The following is a 13,605-nucleotide window of genomic DNA, read 5'->3' as shown; positions in this document are numbered from 1 at the left end:
GGCTTAATAAAAAAGGCGCTTAACAAGTTAAGCGCCTTTTTAGTATCCAAGCTCTACTGAATTAATACTTCCAGAAACTCGGGTGGAATAACACTGCTACGGTTAGAATTTCTAAACGACCGAGTAACATGCCGAGTGACAACGCCCATTTCGCCACATCGGGCAGGGTTGAGAAGTTACCCGCAGGGCCAATAATCGGCCCTAAGCCAGGACCTACGTTCGTGACCGCCGTGATAGCGCCCGTGAAACTGGTCATAGGATCGAGCCCTGTGAGCACTAAAATTACCGACAAGCCTACAATCACCATTACAAACAACAGCACGAAAGTGATCAGCGAGCGCACGATATCTTCACTGATGATGCGATTGTTGTAGCGTTCCCTAAAGATACCGTTTGGATGACATTGCTGTTTCAATTGCTCGCGCATAATGGCGCCAGCGATTTGAAACCGGAAGATTTTAATCCCGCCTGAAGTTGAGCCAGAGCAGCTACCGACAAACATTAAGAACATAAAGGCGATGTTGGCAAAGGCGCCCCAAGCACCGTAATCCGTTAAGCCATAACCTGTAGTGGTCACCACAGAAACCACGTTAAAGCTGGATAAACGCAGTGCATCGAGGAGTTCAATATCGCGGGTTTGCCACAGCCAAAAGCCAATAGAACAAGACACGAAGGTCAGGAAAAACAAGAAACCTTTGACCTGAGCATCGTTCCAAATCCGCAGATCCCTTTGCTGTATGGTGTGCACAAACATGAGTAGCGGTAAGCCACCCGCCGCCATAAAGAACACGCCAACCCAGTGAGCCGAGTGGGAGAACGCGGCCATTGAGCTATCAGATGTTGAGTAGCCGCCGGTTGATAGGGTGGTCATGGCATGGTTGATGGCTTGAAACCAAGTCATCCCCGCCAGATGATAAGCAACGCAGCAGGCAACAGTTAGCAAAATATAAATAAAGAATAAGTACTTAGCCATGCTCTGGGTGCGTGGTACGGCTTTATCACTCCAATCCGAAGATTCAGTGCGGAACAGCCGCATACCACCGACGTTCAAGAAGGGCAGAATGGCCACCGCCATCACAATAAAGCCAATCCCGCCAAGCCACTGCAATAAAGAGCGCCAGATTAAGATACTGTGATCCATGGTATCCAACCCCGAGAGCACAGTAGAACCTGTGGTCGTGATGCCGGACATAGTCTCAAAGAAGGCGTCGGTATAGCCAATCCCGTGATATAGGGTAAAGGGCATGGCCGCAAACAGGCTCACGATCAACCACGTCAAGCTGGTTAACAGGAACATATCGCGGATATTGAGGTTAATAGTCTTGCTCTGGCCATTGTGTAAACACAAGCTGGCACTAATGCCTGTCACTAACGCCGACAGCATGAAAGAGCCCACGGTTTCCTCGGCATTGAACACAGCGAGAAGCAGTGGGATCAACATGAAGGCTGTCAGCATGGACAAAAACAGCCCTAAAATAAACAATAGTGGTCTAAAGTTCAGCATAAGTTGGCTTACTTAGGTTCTTAGAAGAAGAAAGCACTTGGTTGGAAAAGCTTCTCGACTTCGCCGACAAACTTTTTATTCACTAGGAATAAGATCACGTGATCCCCTTGCTCTATCACGGTTTTGTCGTGAGCCATTAATACTTCGTCGTTGCGGACAATAGCACCAATGGTGGTTCCCGGTGGCAACTTAATATCGCCAATGGCTTTGCCAACCACTTTAGACGTGCTGGCATCCCCGTGGGCAATCGCTTCAATTGCCTCGGCGGCGCCGCGACGTAGGGAGTAAACGTTACAGATATCACCCTGACGGATATGGGTTAACAGTGCCGAAATGGTGGCTTGCTGGGGTGAGATAGCAATGTCGATATTAGCTTCTTGGACGATATCCACATAGGCTTCGCGCTGGATCAGCACCATGACTTTTTTCGCGCCCATACGTTTTGCCAGCAATGCCGACATAATATTGGCTTCATCGTCATTGGTTACCGCAATAAATACGTCGGTTTGATCTATGTGTTCTTCGAGCAGTAATTCTTGATCTGAAGCGTCACCGCAGAACACGGTAGTATTTTCCAGCTGCTCCGATAAGGCTTCAGCCCGTTCATACTTATGCTCAATCAGTTTAACTGAGTGGGTGCGCTCAAGGCGTTTGGCTAAACCTAAGCCTATGTTACCGCCACCGGCGATCATAATGTTGCGGTAAGAGTTATCGAGCTTTTGCATTTCGCTCATAACAGCGCGAATGTGGCGACTGTCGGCGACGAAGAAGACTTCATCATCGGCTTCGATAATCGTGGTACCGCGAGGCATGATAGGGCGGCCTTGGCGGAAAATCGCCGCAACCCGGGTATCAATATTCGGCATGTGTTCGCGCAGTGCCGCTAACGCATTCCCCACCAGTGGACCGCCATAATAGGCGCGAACGGCCACTAGGCTTAGCCGTCCTTCGGCAAATTCGAGTACTTGTAGCGCGCCGGGATATTCAACGAGTCGCTGAATGTAAGCGGTCACTAACTGTTCAGGGGCGATTAATTCATCGATCACGAAGCCGCCGCGGGGGCGACCGTCGCTATTTTTGGTTTCACTATCGATAAAGAGTTTATCGCGCATCGCCAGATAAGGTTCTGAACGAATACGGGCAATTTTTGTTGGCGTGCCGAAAAGTGTGTAAGCAATCTGACAGGCGGCCATGTTGCATTCATCGCTATTGGTTACCGCGATCAGCATATCGGCATCTTCTGCGCCCGCTTCTCTGAGCACATCGGGGTGGGCTGCATGGCCCGCCACAACGCGAAGGTCATATTTATCTTGCAGGGCGCGTAGTCTGGATTTGTCATGATCGACTATGGTGATGTCATTATTCTCACCTACCAAATTCTCGGCCAAGGTTCCCCCGACTTGACCCGCACCTAATATGATAATTTTCATGGCCTTGCTTACTTCCTAATCGGTCGCTTTTAATAAACGGGCGTAATAGAACCCATCCATATTGTCTTGTCCTGGCGTGATTTGCCAACCTATATCCTGTGGCGAATTTTGCTGGGAGAGTGTGTCTAGCTTAGCATCTGCCGTTCTCTCTAAAAACGCACTGATCTGGTCGCGGTTTTCCTGTGGTAAAATCGAGCAAGTGGCATAAAGAAGCGTGCCACCGGGTTTGAGCCACTTCCAGCAATGATCGAGAATTTGCTGTTGTAGTTCAGCCAGTTCTTCGATGTCATGGTTTTTGCGTAACCATTTAATATCGGGATGGCGGCGGATCACTCCCGTGGCCGAGCATGGCGCGTCCAGTAAGATACGATCAAATTGTCCACCTTGCCACCATGAGTCAATATTGGCCGCATCGCCATGGATAAGCTCCGCTTTTAATGACAAGCGGTCAAGGTTCTGTTGTACGCGCTCGAGGCGTTTGGCATCAAAGTCGACGGCAACCAGTTTAATGCTTGGTTCAAGTTCAAGTAGATGACAGCTTTTGCCACCGGGCGCCGCGCAGGCATCGAGGATTAATTCATTTGCTTGTGGCGCCAGTAATGTCGCCGCCCATTGCGCCGCGCCATCTTGCACTGAGGCCGCGCCTTCATGGAAGCGTGGCAGTGTGGCGACGTCTTTTGGATGCGCTAAAAGGATGGCATCGGCACTGCTGCCTTCGCTCGCTTCAATCTCGAGTTCGGCTAAGGCAGCAAGGTATTCGGTACGGCTCTGGGATAAGCGATTGTTACGCAGCCACATAGGTGGGCGTTCATGGCTTTGTTGAATGATATCTTGCCACTGCTCGGGATAGGCTTCTTTCAAGCGCTTAATCAACCAAGCGGGCGTGTTGTAGCTTAAGGTATCTGACTCAGTACTCAGCGGCGAAAGCTGGCGCTGAATGTTGCGCAGTACACCGTTAACGACCTTGACCATGCCTTCAAACTTTAACTGGCGACAGGCTTCGGCGGTTTCTGAAATCGCGGCGTGGCTTGGAATGCGAGTGAAATAAAGTTGATAGCAACCTATGATAAGCAGCTGGTGGATAATCCTTTGCTTACCTTTGAGTGGTTTCGCTAGGCATTCACTGATGCGTTTCTCTATTTGCGGCAGAGTGCGCATCACGCCATAGCAGAGTTCGGCGAGTAGGGCTTTATCTTTGCCGCTGGCAAGGTACTTTTGCTGATCGGGCAATGCCACTGAGAGTGACACGCCTTTTTCTAATACTTCGAAGATGGCTTTCGCAGCCAGCGCGCGCAAGTTCATACTATTGTGCCTCGTTTGCGAGGCGAGTATTCGGGCTAAACCATTCACCTCGAGCATTGAGAATATCGGCAACATTGAGCGGCTTTTTCCCCGGCAGCTGCATACTCTGCAGGGTTAATACGCCGTCGGCGGTGGCGACTTCTATGCCTTTTTTGCTGGCGCTGATAATAGTGCCGGGAGCGGCTGTGCTGGTGGTTTCGCTAACTTGGGTCTGCCACACTTTAATGGTATTGCCTTGGTGCTCAAAGTAACTCACAGGCCAAGGATTAAAGGCACGGACTTCTTGCCAGAGTTGTTTGGCAGATTTATTCCAATCGAGTCTGGCTTCTTCTTTACTGAGTTTTTCTGCGTAGTTCGCTAAGGCTTCATCTTGTTTTTCAGCGGCTAAGGTGCCGTTTGCTAGACCTTCGAGGGCTTGCAATAGGGCAACAGGACCTTGTTCCGCCAGTTTCTCGTAAAGGCTGGCTGAGGTGTCGTTATCTTCAATCGGCAGAGTGGTTTTCAGTAGCATATCGCCGGTATCTAAACCCACATCCATCTGCATAACGGTCACGCCGGTTTCTTTGTCGCCGGCCCAAAGCGCGCGTTGGATCGGTGCGGCACCACGCCAGCGTGGCAAAATAGAACCGTGAACGTTAATACAACCTAGACGCGGCGTATCTAATACGACTTTTGGCAGGATCAGACCGTAGGCAACCACCACCATGATATCGGCATTCAGCGCGGCAAGTTCTTGTTGCGCGGGTTCTTTACGTAATGAACCAGGTTGATACACAGGAATATTGTTGGCGACGGCGAGTTCTTTTACTGGGCTGGCGGTCAGTTTTTTGCCGCGGCCAGCGGGTCTATCGGGCTGAGTATAAACGCCAATCACATTGTGATGTGAGTTCAACAGTGCTTGTAAGTGGCGAGCGGCAAAATCCGGTGTTCCGGCAAAGATGATGTTGAGTGGTTTCAAATCTGATCCTATGCTTCTTTGGCGTCCAATCGGGCCGCTTTTTCAAGTTTTTGTTTGATCCGCTGACGTTTTAGCTGCGACAGATAATCGACAAACAATTTGCCTTTGAGGTGATCCATTTCGTGTTGAATACAGATAGCAAAAAGCTCATCGGCCTCAACAATAAATTCGTTGCCGTGCCTGTCTAAGGCTTTTACCGTAACAAATTCGGCGCGATCGACTTTGGCATAAATACCCGGTACCGACAGGCAGCCTTCTTCATTGCAGAAGTCGCCGCTGCTGGCGATAATTTCGGGATTAATAAACACTTTCGGTCGTTCGACTTCATCTTGTAAGTCCATGACAATAAGTTGTTTATGGTAATCCACTTGGGTCGCGGCCAGACCGATACCTTTTTCTTGGTACATGGTTTCGAACATATCATCAATTTGAGTTTGCAGCTCGGCATTAAACTCTGTGATGGGGGTCGCTTGTGTCCGCAATCTTTCGTCAGGGAATTGTAATACTTTTAATTGTGCCATACATAAACTCTTAACAAGTCTGTCAAATCTCTGTCAGTTAGTTATACTGACTGATGCTAATGGGTTAATTTTAATCTTTAGTGCCTATCAATAACAGTAAAAGCTCAAACTAAGAGCCAAACAACATGGAAATACCCATGAAACGGTTAATTTTACTCGCGTTAATGACATTCAATTGCACGTTTGTTGCCGCCGATACCCTTACGCTGAAAGCGGGGCATCCTGAGTCATATGTGGTGAAAAAGGGCGATACTCTTTGGGATATCTCCGCAGCGTTTCTAAATGATCCATGGAAATGGCCACGTCTTTGGGATGTAAACCCACAGATTGCCAATCCCCATCTTATTTATCCTGGCGATCAACTCACACTCGTGTTTGTCGATGGTCAGCCTCGGTTAGTGCGCAATGGCGACATGGTCGACAGTGCTAAACCCCATGTGAAGAAAAGTCCTGAAGGACGGATCATTGCCAAGAGCAATGCCATTCCTGCCGTCGACTTGGCTTTGATTGAACAGTATTTAGTGCAGAATCGCGTTGTCGCAACCGACTGGCTTGCCGAGCAACCTATGGTATTAGCAGGTGAAAGCCCATCGCGTCACCATATTGTGGGTGATGTGATTTATATTGATGCTGAACTGCCGATGAATCAAAAGTACGGTGTTTACGAACGTGGTCGCGAGTTTTTCAATAAAGCGTCAGGCGAAGCGATAGGACAAGAGGCCATTTTAGCATCAACTGGGCAAGTGGTTGAGTCTGGTAAGGTTTCAAAAATTAAGTTGTTAACCAGCTTTCGTGAAACCAAAGCGGGTTTCAGAGTCATGCCGATGGAAAGTGATTCCTTGATGTCAGCTTACTTCACCCCAAAGCCTGCAGAGTTAAAGACGCCAGCTGTTGTACTTGCTATCGAATCGAAGATGCGTGAAGCGGGTAAGTTGGATGTGGTGTACTTAGATAAGGGCACCCAAGATGGGGTTGAGCCCGGAGTCGTGTTCTCTATTTACCGTGATGGAGAAGTCATCGTCATCAACAATGATGGTATGCCAGTGCCTGCTAATGAGCGCACCGCCTACGATAACCTGATGGCATCTGTCTCATCGGATCGCGCTATTCAAATGCCAGATATCTATCATGGCAAACTGTTGGTGTTCAAAGTATTCGACAAAGCGAGCTTAGGTTTGATTGTCTCCACCGAGCGGCCTGTGCGTGTCGACGATAAGTTAATTGCCCCTGAGTCTTTAGCCTTAAGAGGTCAGTAATATCTGAACATTTGGTCGATTGGTTAGTTGTTTGCGCTGTATCTGGGCTGGGACCCGCTCGGATCCAACAATTATTAACGCACATGGAAGTGGACGACCTCAGACAAAGGTTAGAGCACGAGAGAGAAGCGCTACCTTTATCTGACCATCTGCTCCATAGTCTCGCTATTGATTATCAAAAAATCGATGTCGCCCTCGAATGGCAGCAGCAAGCCGCTGACCATCATCTTGTTTGTTTCTCCGATCCGCTTTATCCGCCGTTATTAAAACAACTCTCAGATCCGCCCGCGGTCCTGTTCGTTAAAGGTTGTTTGGAGGCGTTAGCCCTTCCTTATCTTGCAATTGTTGGCAGTCGTAATGCTTCTCCAGGTGGATTGCAGGTCGCTTATCAGCTGGCTGCGGAGATGTCCTCAATGGGATTTGGTATCTGTAGCGGTATGGCGATGGGGATTGATGGCGCTGCGCATAAAGCCTGTGTTGAACATCAAGGGCGAACCATTGCTGTGCTCGGGACTGGCATTGAGACTGTCTATCCACGAAAACATCGGCAGCTTTATCATGATATTCAGCAGCAAGGCTGTATACTTAGCGAGTTTTGGCCAGATGTCGGTCCCTTTGCAGGGAATTTCCCGAAACGAAATCGGATTATTAGCGGTCTTTCTTTAGGGACACTTGTGGTTGAAGCCTGTCGTAAAAGCGGTTCTTTAATCACAGCGAGGTTGGCGATGGAGCAAGGGCGTGAGGTGTTTGCCGTTCCGGGCTCAATCTTGGGCGGTTACCATCAAGGCTGTCATGATTTATTACGTGATGGGGCAAAACTTGTGGAAACAGCCGCCGATATAGTGGAGGAGTTGGCAAGTTTAACCGCTTACCACCTTGAAGAATTGAAGTTATGCCACCATATACAGGAAGGCGAGATTTGTAATTTGCCATTTTCGTCTCTGTTAGCTAGTGTAGGTTATGAAACTACATCCATTGATGCAGTAGTTGAACATAGTGGGAAAACGATAGATCTGGTGTTAGAACAAATGCTTGAACTTGAGTTGCAAGGTTGGGTGATTGCAGTACCCGGTGGTTACGTCAGAGTAAAGAGGAGCTAGCCATGTTTGATATCCTCATGTATCTATTTGAAAACTATGTTCACAGTGAAGTTGAACTACTAGTTGATGAAGACGAGTTAACCAAGGAACTCACTCGTGCCGGATTTCATCAATCCGAGATTTTAAAAGCGTTAACTTGGTTAGAGCGCTTAGCTGAATTACAAGAAGGGGATAAACCTTATCTTTGTAATCACGATCAGCATTCGTTTCGTATCTATACAAAGGACGAAATGGACAAGCTGGATGTGGAATCCCGCGGTTTCTTGCTGTTTTTAGATCAAGTTAAAGTGCTGAATGTCGAAACCCGTGAAATGGTGATCGATAGAGTCATGGAGTTGGATGAGCCAACCCTGATTTTAGAAGATCTCAAATGGGTTATCTTAATGGTGTTGTTTAACGCTCCTGGTCATGAGTCCGCTTATGAGCAAATGGAAGATTTAATCTTCGAACAGCCAGAAGGCCGACTACATTCTTAATCGTTGTGAAAGATGAATTATGAGAGAAAGGAGGCTAAGACCTCCTTTTTTGATGCCATAAATTCCTTGATGGCACTGCGCTTGATATCCTAATGCGCTACGACAGGTGGTGAATGATTATGTCTAAGATTGATGAACAATTATTTAGTGCCCACGAACACGCACTGGAAAAAGAATACGAACTTTGCCCTGAATGTGGCAGCGAGTTATCGGTCAAGCACAGTAAGCACGGCGGTTTTATTGGCTGCAATAATTACCCTAGCTGTAATTACACTCGTCCCTTAGTGCAGCACGAATCTATTGAAACTCAAGTGATTGAAGGTTCTGTATGTCCTGAATGCGGCCACGAGCTGGCGGTAAAATCTGGTCGATTTGGGATCTTTATCGGTTGCACTCAATACCCTAGCTGCACGCATATTGAAAAACAGGATCAAGCGGGTGACAAGCCTGACATCCCTTGCCCAGAATGCAAAACGGGTAAACTGGAGCACAGAACGAACCGCTTCGGAAAGAGTTTTTATGCCTGCAGCGCTTACCCTAAGTGCAAGTTTATTGTGAATTATCCTCCAGTTGCGGAAGATTGCCCAAGTTGTGGTTTTGGGATCTTAGTCGAGCGTAAAGGTGCGGCGGGGATGCGTTTAGAATGTCCGCAAAAAAGCTGTAAATACAAAAGACCACTTTAGTTTATTGTGTGACCTGCATCTTAATATTTGGCCGATGAAAGTGGCTTGCGTATAATCCTCGGCTGACCGCTGATGGGGCGGTCAGTATTCGAATTTATCCAATAATTTGATTGTTGAAATCGACAATACTTAAAAGGTGATCCTAAGATGTTGCAGCTGCACCCATCTGACATAAAACATATTGTGCTTAACGGTGGTGTTATCGCTTATCCAACCGAGGCGGTTTATGGCCTAGGTTGCGACCCTGATAACGACACTGCTATCCAAAAGTTATTGGAGGTAAAACAGCGCCCATGGCAGAAAGGACTGATCTTAGTCGCCAGTGATTTTCAGCAGCTTTTAGCTTATGTTGATGAATCGCAATTGACGGCTGAGCAGCTTGAATTTGCATTTTCCAAGTGGCCCGGGCCTTTTACATTTGTCATGCCAATCAAAGCGCATGTTTCAAAATACCTCTGTGGCGAATTTGACTCTATCGCAGTGCGAGTGTCGGCCCATGCTGGGGTACAAGCCCTGTGCCGCGCGCTTAATAAACCTTTAGTGTCGACCAGTGCTAACCTTGCAGGTGAAGATCCCGCATTAACTGCCGCTGAAATCCTCGCTGATTTTACCGGTAAAATCGATGCACTGGTATTAGGCGAACTCGGCGAACAACGTCAGCCCTCGACCATTATCGATGCACGAAGCGGCAAAATTTTACGAAATGGACAATGAGCAAACCAATAATAAGGATAACAAGATGAGTGTGCCTGATGCTGCAGTGGTAAAAGCGTTTTTACTCGATTTACAAAACCGAATTTGTGCCGGTTTACAGGCTCTGGATGGCCAAGCAACGTTTGCTGCCGATTCATGGACCCGCGCCGAAGGCGGTGGTGGCACGAGCCGAGTATTAATCCAAGGTGCAGTATTCGAGCAAGCTGGAGTTAACTTTTCCCATGTGACTGGCGCCGCTATGCCGGCGTCGGCAACGGCGCATCGCCCAGAATTGGCGGGTCGCAGTTTTGAAGCTATGGGTGTGTCTTTAGTGATCCATCCTAACAATCCGTATATCCCGACGACTCACGCCAATGTGCGCTTCTTTATCGCGCAAAAAGAAGGTGCCGATCCTGTATGGTGGTTTGGCGGTGGTTTTGACTTAACACCTTATTATCCATTTGAGGAAGATGTGCGCGAGTGGCATCAAACGTCTAAGGATATTTGTGCGCCTTTCGGGGATGAGGTTTATCCCAAGTATAAGAAATGGTGCGATGAGTATTTCTTCCTGCCGCATCGTAATGAAACCCGCGGCGTGGGCGGACTGTTTTTCGATGACTTGAATCAAGCAGGATTCGATCAAAGCTTTAGCTTTATGCAAGCCGTGGGCAATGGCTTCTTAACGGCCTATGCGCCGATTGTTGAGCGTCGTAAGGATACTGAGTTCGGTGAGCGTGAACGTCAGTTTCAACTCTATCGCCGTGGTCGTTATGTTGAGTTCAACTTAGTCTACGACAGAGGCACGCTGTTTGGTCTACAGACAGGCGGTCGTACCGAGTCTATCTTAATGTCGATGCCGCCATTAGTGCGTTGGCAATATGCTTATACGCCAGAGGCGGGAAGCCCAGAGGCAGATTTGTACGATAACTACCTCAAACCACGCGACTGGGTTTAGCCGTTAATCATAAAAAGTGGATGCCATATCCACGTTATTGATTACGTATATGATCGGCCAGAGTTGAAATCGCCTCAAAAATGGTGGCTCGATGCTCTGGCTTTTTAATATTATCTTCAATCGCAAACTTCATACAAAACAGCCATTGATCGCGCATCGCTTCATCAATATCGACATGCATGTGTCGTGCTCGTAATGCCGGATGACCATATTTTTGCTGGTAGAGCTGTGGTCCGCCGAGCCAACCACTTAAAAATTCGAATAGCTTCTGCTCAGACTCCGCAATGGGCGCCCTATGAATGGCAAGCAGTGTTGTCGTTTCTGTTGAGCTTGCCATCTTCTGATAAAAACATTTAGTGATAGCGCGGATCACTTTTTCGCCGCCGATTAAGTCATAGGCGTTAGATTGACTCGGATCGCGATCATCCTGCGGAGTGTGTTTACTAAAAATCTTTTTAAGCCAGTTCATTGGAATAGTCGTTCACTAAATAGAGTGTATTGAGCCGATGGCGCATTATAGCGTGAAACCTAGCGTGAAATTTAGTTGAGCATAATTCGTCTTGCGTGGGCTCAAAAGCGCGGTAGACTGCAAAGCCATTGAACCTAAAATTTCATATCGCTATGACAGACAGATACGCAGTGTTTGGCAATCCAATTAGCCACAGTAAATCGCCGTTCATCCATGGACAATTTGCCGCGCCCACCCAAGAGTCATTAACCTATGAAGCCATTCTCGCTCCGGTCGATGGTTTTGAAGCCTCATTGACGGCGTTTTTCAATGCGGGCGGCAAGGGCGCCAATGTGACTGTGCCTTTTAAGGAGCAAGCTTTTGCGCTGTGTGACAGTATCAGCCCCGAAGCCAAACTCGCTGGCGCAGTCAACACCTTAAGTTTATTGGCCGATGGCACTATTCGCGGTGATAACACCGACGGCTTAGGGCTGGTGGCCGATCTCATCGCTAACTTAGGTAGCTTGCAAGATCAGCGCGTGTTACTCATTGGCGCTGGTGGCGCGGCGCGCGGTTGTATTCTGCCGTTATTAAATGCGGGAATTGCGCAGCTGACCATCAGCAATCGCACCCACACAAAGGCGCAGCTTTTGGTCGATATCTTTACTTCTGTGGATAACGGCGCTTACGTGAGTAAAGTCACCGCCGTAGAAATGAGTGAGCTTGCGGGCGAGTTCGATATCATCATCAATTCAACCTCGGCTAGCCTTGCGGGCGAGTTGCCACCTTTGCCAGCACATATCATCACCACCCAAACCGTTTGTTATGACATGATGTATGGCGCCTCGGTCACCGCGTTTAACCAATGGGCACTCTCCCAAGGTGCTGCGAAAGTCATTGATGGGCTAGGTATGTTAGTCGGACAAGCGGCTAAGAGTTTTACCTTATGGCGAGGTATTGAGCCCGACACCCAAGTGGTGTTGACGCTTTTGCGGGACAAACTAATGGCAGAGCCTAAGTAGGAAGCATGAATCAAAGTATTCTTTTCCCCGATCTGCAATATTGGGACGATGCCCAAGGGCAAATCTGTTTTATGGCGCAATCGCAGGGGATGAACATCAAGTGCTATATCAGTGCCGCCAAATTACGTGAGCTGAATGATTTCTCTGAACAGCCGAGTACCGATGAAGCGGCTGCTATGCTGGCATTGTTTGATGCGGTGAGATATGACGCCGAAGAAATGGCAGAAGACTTAATTGAAGCCGAAGAGTTTGATGAGTTTGGCGCAGTACGCCTAGGCTAGCTTCATCGCGAGTTTCAGTGGATAGATTTTGAATCAATAAATAGCAAAAGGCGACAGAGACTGAATGAGTCTCTGCCGCCTTTCTTATATAGCGATACTAAGCGACTAACTATAAGAGATTAGCGCTAAGTGACTAGATGTTTTGTAACTCAACTAAGTACTCGTTTTTCAGTCTGACATAGTTGTCGGCAGATTCTGGCAAAAAGGCAATTTCGGCAGGTGTTAATGGACGAGCCTGCTTAGCTGGGCTGCCTACATATAAATAGCCGCTCTGTAATACCTTGCCCGGTGGCACTAAAGAGCCCGCACCTAAGATCACATCATCTTCTAAAATCGCACCGTCGAGAATAATTGCCCCCATACCCACCAATACTCGGTTACCGACTTTGCAACCGTGAAGCATCGCCTTGTGACCAATAGTCACATCATCACCAATAATCAGTGGATGACCATCGGGACGAGCAGCTGACTTACGCGTCACATGCAATATGCTACCGTCTTGCACGTTCGAGCGCTTACCAATACGAATATGGTTAACATCACCACGCGCCGCCACCATAGGCCAAATACTGGCATCAGTATCTAACGCAATATCGCCAACAAGCACCGAAGCTTCATCTACATACACATTATTGCCTAATTGAGGATGAATACCTTGGTAAGTTCTGAGTGGCCCTGACATAGAAAAGTCCCTAATTGAGTGGTTTTTTGCATTATAAAGGTTAAAAACTAGCTGGTCAGGTCAAATATCCAACGAACAGTGAGAAAATGACAATTATCTTAAAAATAGGGGTTGCGCACTTTCTCAATCTCCCTATAATGCGCATCCACTGACACGGCAGACAGCGAAAGCAAGCTGACGAGTTAGGTTGAATTGAGTAGCTTTTAAGCACTTAATTCAATCGCGTCAAGAAGTTAAAAAAACTCCTTGACGCGAAACGGGAAATGCGTAGAATACGCAGCCCTAGCCAACTGG

General features: G+C 47.9%; 15 protein-coding genes. 8 read left to right on the top strand and 7 right to left on the bottom strand.

From position 1 onward, the window contains the following. Nucleotides 1-61 precede the first annotated feature (61 nt). From FW758_RS23030 to def, 5 genes are read right to left on the bottom strand one after another with little or no spacing between them, the layout of a single operon-like run. Nucleotides 62-1,504 carry a TrkH family potassium uptake protein gene (locus FW758_RS23030; RefSeq protein WP_006084792.1) on the bottom strand — a complete coding sequence of 481 codons (1,443 nt, stop codon included), beginning with the start codon at nucleotides 1,502-1,504 and terminating at the stop codon, nucleotides 62-64. Between the two features lie 20 nt (nucleotides 1,505-1,524). After that, nucleotides 1,525-2,934, bottom strand: a complete 1,410-nt coding sequence (gene trkA / locus FW758_RS23025) for a Trk system potassium transporter TrkA (RefSeq protein WP_006083799.1) — start codon at nucleotides 2,932-2,934, stop codon at nucleotides 1,525-1,527. A 15-nt stretch (nucleotides 2,935-2,949) separates the two neighbouring features. Further along, entirely contained in the window at nucleotides 2,950-4,236 is a 1,287-nt protein-coding gene (gene rsmB, locus FW758_RS23020; protein WP_063884469.1) for a 16S rRNA (cytosine(967)-C(5))-methyltransferase RsmB, read from the bottom strand. Nucleotide 4,237: 1 nt separating this feature from the next. Beyond that, entirely contained in the window at nucleotides 4,238-5,194 is a 957-nt protein-coding gene (gene fmt / locus FW758_RS23015) for a methionyl-tRNA formyltransferase (RefSeq protein ID WP_446446642.1), read from the bottom strand. Between the two features lie 8 nt (nucleotides 5,195-5,202). Then, nucleotides 5,203-5,715 carry a peptide deformylase gene (gene def, locus FW758_RS23010; RefSeq protein WP_413486030.1) on the bottom strand — a complete coding sequence of 171 codons (513 nt, stop codon included), beginning with the start codon at nucleotides 5,713-5,715 and terminating at the stop codon, nucleotides 5,203-5,205. Nucleotides 5,716-5,840: 125 nt separating this feature from the next. Between def and FW758_RS23005 the strand changes: the two genes are divergently transcribed. The 6 genes from FW758_RS23005 to hemF all read left to right on the top strand — a co-directional run bounded on the left by FW758_RS23005 (nucleotide 5,841) and on the right by hemF (nucleotide 10,878). Beyond that, a complete protein-coding gene (locus FW758_RS23005; RefSeq protein WP_446446641.1) occupies nucleotides 5,841-6,971 on the top strand; it encodes a LysM peptidoglycan-binding domain-containing protein in 1,131 nt (376 codons plus the stop codon). A gap of 83 nt (nucleotides 6,972-7,054) precedes the next feature. Next, a complete protein-coding gene (dprA, locus tag FW758_RS23000) occupies nucleotides 7,055-8,071 on the top strand; it encodes a DNA-processing protein DprA (protein WP_446446640.1) in 1,017 nt (338 codons plus the stop codon). A 2-nt stretch (nucleotides 8,072-8,073) separates the two neighbouring features. Beyond that, nucleotides 8,074-8,547 carry a DUF494 family protein gene (locus tag FW758_RS22995; protein ID WP_446446639.1) on the top strand — a complete coding sequence of 158 codons (474 nt, stop codon included), beginning with the start codon at nucleotides 8,074-8,076 and terminating at the stop codon, nucleotides 8,545-8,547. 119 nt (nucleotides 8,548-8,666) lie between these two features. Then, the gene (locus FW758_RS22990) at nucleotides 8,667-9,230 is read left to right on the top strand and encodes a topoisomerase DNA-binding C4 zinc finger domain-containing protein (protein WP_446446638.1); all 564 of its coding nucleotides are present in this window, start codon (nucleotides 8,667-8,669) and stop codon (nucleotides 9,228-9,230) included. 147 nt (nucleotides 9,231-9,377) lie between these two features. Further along, nucleotides 9,378-9,944, top strand: coding sequence for an L-threonylcarbamoyladenylate synthase (locus FW758_RS22985; RefSeq protein WP_446446637.1), 567 nt, complete (start codon nucleotides 9,378-9,380; stop codon nucleotides 9,942-9,944). Between the two features lie 25 nt (nucleotides 9,945-9,969). Continuing rightward, the gene (gene hemF, locus FW758_RS22980) at nucleotides 9,970-10,878 is read left to right on the top strand and encodes an oxygen-dependent coproporphyrinogen oxidase (protein ID WP_347099133.1); all 909 of its coding nucleotides are present in this window, start codon (nucleotides 9,970-9,972) and stop codon (nucleotides 10,876-10,878) included. A 34-nt stretch (nucleotides 10,879-10,912) separates the two neighbouring features. Here the strand turns inward: hemF and FW758_RS22975 are convergent, their stop codons facing one another. After that, nucleotides 10,913-11,347, bottom strand: a complete 435-nt coding sequence (locus tag FW758_RS22975; RefSeq protein WP_446446636.1) for a group II truncated hemoglobin — start codon at nucleotides 11,345-11,347, stop codon at nucleotides 10,913-10,915. A 152-nt stretch (nucleotides 11,348-11,499) separates the two neighbouring features. Here FW758_RS22975 and aroE point away from each other — a divergent pair, with 152 nt between their 5' ends. Both aroE and FW758_RS22965 read left to right on the top strand, forming a co-directional pair. Continuing rightward, on the top strand, nucleotides 11,500-12,348 hold the full coding sequence (aroE, locus tag FW758_RS22970; RefSeq protein WP_011982002.1) for a shikimate dehydrogenase: 849 nt from the start codon (nucleotides 11,500-11,502) through the stop codon (nucleotides 12,346-12,348). A gap of 5 nt (nucleotides 12,349-12,353) precedes the next feature. Continuing rightward, a complete protein-coding gene (locus tag FW758_RS22965; RefSeq protein WP_446446635.1) occupies nucleotides 12,354-12,629 on the top strand; it encodes a DUF1488 domain-containing protein in 276 nt (91 codons plus the stop codon). 133 nt (nucleotides 12,630-12,762) lie between these two features. Here FW758_RS22965 and FW758_RS22960 read toward each other — a convergent pair whose 3' ends face one another. Further along, nucleotides 12,763-13,311: a gamma carbonic anhydrase family protein gene (locus FW758_RS22960; RefSeq protein ID WP_012586351.1), complete on the bottom strand. Its 549-nt coding sequence runs from the start codon at nucleotides 13,309-13,311 to the stop codon at nucleotides 12,763-12,765. Nucleotides 13,312-13,605: the final 294 nt, after the last annotated feature.

The sequence above is a fragment of the Shewanella sp. 1180_01 genome (assembly GCF_052850535.1).
This window is presented reverse-complemented; position numbering and strand designations above follow the sequence as displayed.

Bases quoted from the DNA above. Each gene is read 5' to 3' on its own strand.
- trkA (WP_006083799.1), bottom strand. From the start codon at position 2,934: ATGAAAATTATCATATTAGGTGCGGGTCAAGTCGGGGGAACCTTGGCC.
- FW758_RS22975 (WP_446446636.1), bottom strand. From the start codon at position 11,347: ATGAACTGGCTTAAAAAGATTTTTAGTAAACACACTCCGCAGGATGAT.
- FW758_RS22990 (WP_446446638.1), top strand. From the start codon at position 8,667: ATGTCTAAGATTGATGAACAATTATTTAGTGCCCACGAACACGCACTG.
- FW758_RS22995 (WP_446446639.1), top strand. From the start codon at position 8,074: ATGTTTGATATCCTCATGTATCTATTTGAAAACTATGTTCACAGTGAA.
- FW758_RS22985 (WP_446446637.1), top strand. From the start codon at position 9,378: ATGTTGCAGCTGCACCCATCTGACATAAAACATATTGTGCTTAACGGT.
- rsmB (WP_063884469.1), bottom strand. From the start codon at position 4,236: ATGAACTTGCGCGCGCTGGCTGCGAAAGCCATCTTCGAAGTATTAGAA.
- FW758_RS22965 (WP_446446635.1), top strand. From the start codon at position 12,354: ATGAATCAAAGTATTCTTTTCCCCGATCTGCAATATTGGGACGATGCC.
- dprA (WP_446446640.1), top strand. From the start codon at position 7,055: ATGGAAGTGGACGACCTCAGACAAAGGTTAGAGCACGAGAGAGAAGCG.
- FW758_RS23030 (WP_006084792.1), bottom strand. From the start codon at position 1,504: ATGCTGAACTTTAGACCACTATTGTTTATTTTAGGGCTGTTTTTGTCC.
- def (WP_413486030.1), bottom strand. From the start codon at position 5,715: ATGGCACAATTAAAAGTATTACAATTCCCTGACGAAAGATTGCGGACA.
- FW758_RS23005 (WP_446446641.1), top strand. From the start codon at position 5,841: ATGGAAATACCCATGAAACGGTTAATTTTACTCGCGTTAATGACATTC.
- hemF (WP_347099133.1), top strand. From the start codon at position 9,970: ATGAGTGTGCCTGATGCTGCAGTGGTAAAAGCGTTTTTACTCGATTTA.
- FW758_RS22960 (WP_012586351.1), bottom strand. From the start codon at position 13,311: ATGTCAGGGCCACTCAGAACTTACCAAGGTATTCATCCTCAATTAGGC.
- aroE (WP_011982002.1), top strand. From the start codon at position 11,500: ATGACAGACAGATACGCAGTGTTTGGCAATCCAATTAGCCACAGTAAA.